A 7,606-nucleotide genomic window follows, 5' to 3' on the forward strand; every position below is an offset into this window, starting at 1 on the left:
CGTGGCCCTGAAGGCGTCCGGGGCGGGGCGGGGTTCAGTCCGGCAGCAGGTTCCCGCGCCGCGAGAGCAGGAACCGCTTGAAGGCGGCGACCGGCGGGGTGTCGGGGTGCCCGTCCAGCCAGGCGACCCCGATCTCGCGGACCGCGCGCGGTGCGGTGACCGTCAGTTCGACGACGCCGGGCCGGGCGACCGCGGGCGGCGGCAGCAGGGCCACCCCGAGCCCGGCGGCGACCAGCCCGCGCAGGGTCTCGGCCTCCTCGCCCTCGAAGGCGACGCGCGGGGTGAAACCCGCCTCCGTGCAGAGGTCGTCGGTGATCCGGCGCAGCCCGTAGCCCGGCTCCAGGGTCACGAACGTCTCGTCGGCGGCCTCCGCGAGGCGGATGCGGCGGCGGGAGGCCAGGCGGTGGTCGTCGGGGACCACCAGGCGCAGCCGCTGTTCGTCGAGGCGGCGGGTGACCAGGTCGGGGGCGTCGGGCACGGGTGAGGTGAGGCAGAGGTCCAGGCCGCCCGCGCGCAGCCGTTCGATCATCGCCTCGCCGTAGTTCTGGACGAGCTGGAAGCGGACCTTGGGGTGGTCGGCCCGGAAGGCGCGGATCAGGGCGGGTACGGTCTCCGAGCCCATGGTGTGCAAAAAGCCGAAGGAGACCCGGCCCGTGGTCGGGTCGGCGTCCGCCCTCACCGAGTCGGCGGCCTTCTCCACCTCGGCCAGGGCCCGTTCGGCCGAGGCGAGGAAGGTGCGGCCCGCCGGGGTGAGCGAGACGGTACGGCCCTTGCGGGCGAACAGGGCGACGCCCAGGTCCGCTTCGAGCCGGACCATGGCCCGCGAGAGCGTGGACTGCGGGACGCCGAGCTCCTGTGCGGCGCGGGTCACATGCTCGTGCCGGGCGACCGCCTCGAAGTACGCGAGGCGTGGCGCGAGGACGGCCCGGATGTCTTCTTCGTAACTGCTCGGTGACAGCCGAGGCTGTGAGCTGCGTTGATGCGCCATGGGATCGATTATGGCGGTTTCGTGCATTGGACGCATGAAACGTGCCGCTCTACGTTCGACGTATGCCTCCTGCCGATACCGGGGCATCCACCGCCGTCGTGGATGCCTCTGCCCCGCCGTCCCCCGTCATCACCTCCCGCGCCGCCGCGCCCGCCTCCGCCGAGCGCCTGGAGCCCGGCCGCCCCGGCTACCGCCGGATGAGCTTCGCGCTCTTCGCCGCCGGTGTCGCGGCCTTCGCCCTCCTCTACTCGACCCAGGCCCTGCTGCCCGCCGTCTCCGCCGCGTACGGCGTGAGCGCGGGACAGGCGAGCTGGACGGTCTCCGCGGCGACCGGCGCGCTGGCGCTGTGCGTGCTGCCGCTGAGCGCGCTCTCGGAGCGGTTCGGGCGGCGGCAGATGATGACGGCCTCGCTGACGGTCGCGGTCCTGGTCGGGATGGTGGTGCCGTTCGCCCCCTCGATCGGCTGGCTGATCGCGCTGCGCGCGATCCAGGGCGCGGCGCTGGCCGGGCTGCCGGCCTCCGCGATGGCGTATCTCGCGGAGGAGGTCCGGCCCAAGGCGCTGATCGCGGCGATCGGGCTGTTCGTCGCGGGCAACAGCATCGGCGGCATGAGCGGCCGCATCCTCACCGGCTGGGTCGCCCAGCTGTGGGGCTGGCGGGCGGCGCTCGCGGCGGTCGGGCTGCTGGCGGTGGCGTGCGCCGTCGCCTTCCACTTCCTGATCCCCAGGGCCCGTAACTTCACCCCCGGTTCGCTGAACCCGAAGGCGCTGGCGAGGACCGTCGCCACCCACCTCGGCAACCCGCTGCTGGTGCGGCTGTACGCGATCGGCGCACTGTTCATGACGGTGTTCGGCGCGGTCTACACGGTGATCGGCTACCGGCTGGTCGAGGAGCCGTTCTCGCTGCCGCAGGGCATCGTCGGCTCGATCTTCCTGATCTACCTGGTCGGTACGGTCTCCTCCGCCGCGGCCGGGCGTCTGGTGGCCCGCCTGGGCCGCCGGGGCGCGCTCTACCTGGCGGTCTCCACCACGACGGCCGGGCTGCTGCTCTCGCTCGCCGACCGGCTGGCCGCCGTCCTGCTGGGCCTGGTGCTGATCACGGCCGGCTTCTTCGCCGGGCACGCGGTCGCCTCCTCCTCGGTGAGCCGGACCGCGACGGAGGGCCGGGCGCAGGCGTCGGCGCTCTACCAGTCGGCGTACTACCTGGGCTCCAGCGCGGGCGGCACGCTGGGCGCGGTCGCCTTCCACGCGGGCGGCTGGGCCGCGACGGTGGCGCTGGGCCTGCTCTCGGTCCTCGGCGTCGTCTCCATCACGCTGTACGGGACCCGGGTGGCGCGGGCCGAGCGGCGAGCGCTGGTGCCGGCGACCCACTGACCGTGAACCGCCGGAACGCCGGCACCTCGGAACGCTGGCACGTCGGAACGCCGGAACGTCAGCACGTCGGCCCCACCGGCCCACCGGCCTGCCAGCCTGCCAGCCTGTCGGCCTGTCGGCCTGTCGCCCTCTTTCCACCCCTCCTGTCAGTGCCCTGCGGTAGCTTCCGATGGACCGGGTGACGAAGGCCGCGGTGCGGCTTGCGCGACAGGGGTGGAGCGATGAGCGATCTGACCACGAGGACGGCCGGCGGGGCGGGGGCCGAGGGCGCCGGGGCCTCCGGTGACGCCGGGATCGACGCCCGCCTCGAAGGCCACCGGACCGAGCTGACCGGGTACTGCTACCGGATGCTCGGCTCCGCGTTCGAGGCGGAGGACGCGGTCCAGGACACCCTGGTGAGGGCCTGGCGCAACTTCGACAAGTTCGAGGGCCGCTCCTCGCTGCGCTCCTGGCTCTACCGGATCGCCACCAACGTCTGCCTGGACATGCTGAAGGCGGGCAACAAGCGGGCCCGGCCGGTCGACCTGACGGGCCCGACCCCGCTCGCCGAGGCCGCCCTCAGCCCCCGGCCGGAGAACGTCTGGCTGGAGCCGATGCCGGACGGCCGCGTCCTGCCCACCCTCCAGGACCCGGCGGAGGCCGCCGTGGCGCGGGAGTCGGTGCGCCTGGCGTTCGTCGCCGCCCTCCAGCACCTGCCGCCCAAGCAGCGGGCCGTACTGATCCTGCGCGAGGTGCTCGCCTGGAAGGCCGCCGAGGTCGCCGAGCTGCTGGAGACCTCCGTCGCCTCGGTCAACAGCGCCCTCCAGCGGGCCCGCGCCACCCTCACCGAGACCTCGGGCCGGGTCCCGGACGCGGCCGACCCCCTCGACGAGGAGCAGCAGAAGCTCCTGGAGCGCTATGTGAAGGCGTTCGAGGGGTACGACATGGCCGCCCTGACCGCGCTGCTCCACGAGGACGCGGTGATGACGATGCCGCCGTTCGACCTGTGGCTGCGGGGCACCGCCGACATCACCGGCTTCATGACCACCATCGGCGCGGCCTGCGCGGGCTCCCGCCTGGTGCCCGTCGCGGTCAACGGCTCCCCGGGCTTCGCGCACTACAAGCCCGACCCGGAGGGGCCCGGCTTCGTGCCGTGGGCGGTCCAGGTCATCGATGTCCAGGACGGGGCGGTCTCGGGGATGCACTGCTTCCTGGACGTGGAGCGCTGGTTCCCGCTGTTCGGCCTGCCGGACCGGCTCCCGGCGGCGAGCGCCGGGGGCTGACCCGTCCGGGTCCGGTCAGTACGGCCCCGGCACCCGGTCCTCGGGCTCCTCCAGGCCCACCACGTCCGCCAGCCCCACCAGGTCCAACAGCGCCTGGAGTTCGGGCCCCACCCGGCGCAGCCGCAGCTGCCGCCCGGCCCGGCGGGCGACGAGGGCCAGCCGGGCCACCGCCTCGACCAGCGCCAGGTCGGCCCGGTCCACGCCGCCCACGTCGCACTCCACCGTGGTGGCCGGGTCCGGGGCGGCCGGGTCCGGGGCGGCCGGGCCCGGGGCGGCGCCCCGGGGGTCGTTCAGCAGGTTCTCCAGTTCCGTGCAGAGGGCCGGTACGGCGTCACGGGTGACGTGTCCGGCGACGACGAGGACGATCGGTTTCATGGCTGCCACAACGGGAGGACCGGTCCGGTGACCGAAACTCATCGCCGCCCGGGGCAGGCGCACGACCGAAATCGGTCAACTCGCAACTTGTGCGCATTCCTTGCCAACCTCTTCACGTCTTTCCCCCTCTAGAGGAAGTGAACGGTTCAGAGGAACCGCCTCATTCTCCAGGGGGAGAGTTGCGCAGACACGTGAAGAAGGCGGGGGTCCCGGCTGTCGCCGCGGCCGCCGCCGTCGCGCTCACCGCGGGCATGACCACGCCCGCGGCCGCCCAGCCGGTCCGGCCCGCTGCCGGGGCCCCGGCGGCCTTCGGCCCCTCGGGCAAGGCCTCGCACCAGCTGACGCTGATCACCGGTGACCGGGTCTCGGTGGACAGCGAGGGCCGGGTCGTGGGCTTCGAGCCCGCGAAGGGACGTGCCGGCATACCGGTGCGCAAGCAGATACGGGACGGGCGCACGCTCGTCATACCCGCCGACGCCCAGCGGCTCATCGCCTCGGGCAGGCTCGACCGGCGGCTGTTCGACATCACCGAGCTGAGCCGCCCGGAGAACCGCCGGGCCCAGCAGCGGGACCTGCGGCTCATCGTGAGCTACCGGGGCGACCAGGGCGCCCGTGCCAGGGCGGAGGTCCGGGACGCGGGGTCGACCCGGATCGGCCGGAGCCTGACGTCGCTGAACGCCCAGTCGGTGGCCACGCCGAAGGAGGACGCCCCGGACCTGTGGGAGGCGCTCACCAGCGAGCAGGCCGGCAGCCCGCAGCGCACCACGGCGGCGGGCATCGACCGGGTCTGGCTGGACGGGAGGCGCAGGGCGGCCCTGGACCGCAGCGTCGCCCAGATCGGGGCGCAGGCCGCGTGGGAGGCCGGGTACACCGGCAAGGGCGTCAAGATCGCGGTCCTGGACACCGGGGTGGACGGGACCCACCCGGACCTCAAGGGCAAGATCGCCGCGGCGAAGAACTTCACCACCTCGCGCGACCTGAAGGACCGCATCGGCCACGGCACCCACGTCGCCTCGATCGCCGCGGGTTCGGGCGCCAAGTCGGGCGGCAAGTTCAAGGGCGTGGCCCCGGACGCGAAGCTGCTGGCGGGCAAGGTGCTCAGCGACGACGGGTTCGGCGACGACTCCGGCATCCTGGCCGGCATGGAGTGGGCGGTCGCCCAGGGCGCCGACATCGTCAACCTGAGCCTCGGCGGCATGGACACCCCCGAGGTGGACCCGCTGGAGGCCGGGATCAACAGGCTCTCGGCCACGAAGGGCGTCCTGTTCGCCGTCGCGGCGGGCAACGAGGGCGACTGGGCGGGCACGATCGGCTCCCCGGGCAGCGCGGACGCCGCGCTGACCGTCGGGGCGGTCGACGTCAGGAACAGGCTGGCGGACTTCTCCAGCCGCGGCCCGCGCGTGGGCGACGGCGCCGTCAAGCCCGATGTCACCGCCCCCGGCGTGGACATCACGGCGGCCTCCGCCCCCGGCTCGGAGATCGCCCGGGAGGTCGGTGAGAAGCCCGCGGGCTACACCACCATCTCCGGTACGTCGATGGCCACCCCGCATGTCGCGGGCGCCGCGGCCCTGCTCAAGCAGCAGCACCCCGAGTGGACGTACGCGGAGCTGAAGAGCGTGCTGGCGGCCTCGGCCGTGCCGGGCGCGTACAACCCGTTCCAGCAGGGTGCGGGCCGTATCGCGGTGGACCGGGCGCTCACCCAGTCGGTCGTGACCGACCAGGTCTCGGTCAGCTTCGGCGTGCAGCAGTGGCCGCACACCGACGACACCCCGGTCACCAAGCAGCTCACCTACCGCAACCTCGGCACCACGGACGTCACCCTCGATCTGAAGGTGACGGGCACCGACCCGAAGGGCAGGCCCGCCCCGGCCGGCTTCTTCACCCTCGGCGCGCAGCAGGTCACCGTGGCCGCGGGTGGCACCGCCGAGGTGCCGCTGACGGTCGACACCCGGCTCGGCTCCACGGTGACCGGCGCGTACTCCGCGTACGTCGTGGCCACCGGCGACGGCCAGAGCGTCCGCACCGCGGCCGCGGTCGACCGCGAGCGGGAGTCGTACGACGTCACCCTGAAGGCCATCGGCCGCACGGGCAAGGCCCCGGCCGACGCTGACGTCTCGCTGGACGACCTCGGCGGCACGGCGGACGGCGCCTCGTTCACCTCGGCCTTCAAGGGCGGCGTGGCGAAGATCCGGGTGCCCAAGGGCCTCTTCGTGCTGGACGGCACCATCGTCACGGACCCCAGGAGGATCCAGGACGTCGACTGGCTCGTCCAGCCGAAGCTGAACGTCACGAAGAACACGACGATCACGCTGGACGCCCGCAGGACCAAGCCGGCCGCCCTCACCCTGCCGGTGAAGGGGGCCACGCTCCGCGGCCTGCAGAGCCAGTTCTCGGTCTCGACCAGGTGGACCGAGAACACGTACGCCTGGACGGTCGGCGGCAAGGGGGTCCTGCGCACCGCCCACGTCGGCCCGAAGATCACCGACGGTTCGCTCAGCCAGCACTGGACCGGCAGCTGGAACAAGGGGGCGTCGGGCGAGTACAACGTCGCGGCCGGCGGCCGGGTCCAGCAGTTCGCCACGGGCTACAGCCGTAAGTACAAGGCCAACCAGTTCGCCACGGTGAAGCTGACCATGGGCGTCGGCGCGGTCAAGAAGAAGACCGGCCTCCTCTCCCCGGTGGCGGAACTCCCGGGCGGTTACCTCCTGTTCGGCGCCTACGCCGAGCAGGCGCTGCCCGGCACCCGTACGATCCGGGTCGCCACCACCGACAAGGCCCGCTGGTCCCTGGAGTTCGCCCAGGCCGGGGGCAAGGACGCCGAGGGCTTCCCGCGCTACGAGGCGGGCTACTCCCTCGGGAACACCGTCGCCTACAAGGCCGGCAGGACCTACACCAAGGCCGTGAACACCGGGGTCTTCGGCCCCCGGCTGACCGGGTACGACGGCGTCTACCGCGAGGGCAACGAGATCGGTGGCTTCCTCCCTCTGCTGGCGGACGGCAGGGGCAACGACGGCGGGCCGGAGTTCTCCTCGGTCACGACGGTGCTGTACCGCAACGGGAAGAAGTTCGCCCAGAACAAGGACCCGCTCCAGGGCTGGGACACCTTCACGGTCCCGGCGGGCAGCGCCGACTACCGCCTCACCTCGTCGGTGAAGCACAGCCCGAAGATCGGCGCCCTCTCCACCCGGGTGGACGTCAGCTTCTCGTTCCGCTCCAAGAAGGCCGACGCGAAGCTCCCGGCCTCCACCGTCCGCTTCACGCCCGCGCTCTCCGCCGACGGGCGGGCGAAGGCGGGCAAGACGATCTCCGTGCCGGTGAAGGTGCAGGGCGCGGCCGCCGGGAAGAACCTCAAGTCGCTGGCGACGTACGTCAGTTACAACGGCGGCAAGACCTGGAAGAAGGTCACCGTGAAGAAGGGCAGGATCACGGTGAAGAACCCCGCGAAGAACAAGGGCATCTCCTTCTCCGCCAACATCACCGACAAGAAGGGCAACAAGTCCTCGGTGAAGATCTACAACGCGTACCTGGGCAAGTGACCCGGTAGCACGGGCGGTTCACGCCCCCCGCACACAACGGCGGCCCGCCGCACGGAACTTCCTCCGTGCGGC

The 7,606-nt window shown here is 72.8% G+C and carries 5 protein-coding genes; 3 read left to right on the forward strand and 2 right to left on the reverse strand.

Going from position 1 to position 7,606, the window contains the following annotated elements:
* Positions 1-34: 34 nt before the first annotated feature.
* Positions 35-988 carry a LysR family transcriptional regulator gene (locus tag AB0917_RS21275; RefSeq protein ID WP_366821171.1) on the reverse strand — a complete coding sequence of 318 codons (954 nt, stop codon included), beginning with the start codon at positions 986-988 and terminating at the stop codon, positions 35-37.
* A gap of 62 nt (positions 989-1,050) precedes the next feature.
* On the opposite strand from AB0917_RS21275, the gene AB0917_RS21280 reads away from it, so the two are divergent.
* Both AB0917_RS21280 and AB0917_RS21285 read left to right on the forward strand, forming a co-directional pair.
* Positions 1,051-2,361, forward strand: coding sequence for an MFS transporter (locus AB0917_RS21280; RefSeq protein WP_366821172.1), 1,311 nt, complete (start codon positions 1,051-1,053; stop codon positions 2,359-2,361).
* A 221-nt stretch (positions 2,362-2,582) separates the two neighbouring features.
* Positions 2,583-3,623 (forward strand): sigma-70 family RNA polymerase sigma factor, encoded by a 1,041-nt coding sequence (locus AB0917_RS21285; RefSeq protein ID WP_366821173.1) that lies wholly within the window; start codon positions 2,583-2,585, stop codon positions 3,621-3,623.
* Between the two features lie 15 nt (positions 3,624-3,638).
* On the opposite strand, the gene AB0917_RS21290 is transcribed toward AB0917_RS21285, so the two are convergent.
* Positions 3,639-4,040: an STAS domain-containing protein gene (locus AB0917_RS21290; protein ID WP_366821179.1), complete on the reverse strand. Its 402-nt coding sequence runs from the start codon at positions 4,038-4,040 to the stop codon at positions 3,639-3,641.
* A 137-nt stretch (positions 4,041-4,177) separates the two neighbouring features.
* Between AB0917_RS21290 and AB0917_RS21295 the strand changes: the two genes are divergently transcribed.
* The gene (locus tag AB0917_RS21295) at positions 4,178-7,534 is read left to right on the forward strand and encodes a S8 family serine peptidase (protein ID WP_366821174.1); all 3,357 of its coding nucleotides are present in this window, start codon (positions 4,178-4,180) and stop codon (positions 7,532-7,534) included.
* Positions 7,535-7,606 lie beyond the last annotated feature (72 nt).

Origin of the sequence: Streptomyces sp. NPDC007346 (assembly GCF_040703535.1) — a bacterium.
Classification (GTDB): domain Bacteria; phylum Actinomycetota; class Actinomycetes; order Streptomycetales; family Streptomycetaceae; genus Streptomyces.

What these genes read in the sequence shown, in the direction of transcription:
- AB0917_RS21275 (WP_366821171.1), bottom strand. Translation starts at nt 988, where the DNA reads ATGGCGCATCAACGCAGCTCACAGCCTCGGCTGTCACCGAGCAGTTAC.
- AB0917_RS21280 (WP_366821172.1), top strand. Translation starts at nt 1,051, where the DNA reads ATGCCTCCTGCCGATACCGGGGCATCCACCGCCGTCGTGGATGCCTCT.
- AB0917_RS21285 (WP_366821173.1), top strand. Translation starts at nt 2,583, where the DNA reads ATGAGCGATCTGACCACGAGGACGGCCGGCGGGGCGGGGGCCGAGGGC.
- AB0917_RS21290 (WP_366821179.1), bottom strand. Translation starts at nt 4,040, where the DNA reads ATGAGTTTCGGTCACCGGACCGGTCCTCCCGTTGTGGCAGCCATGAAA.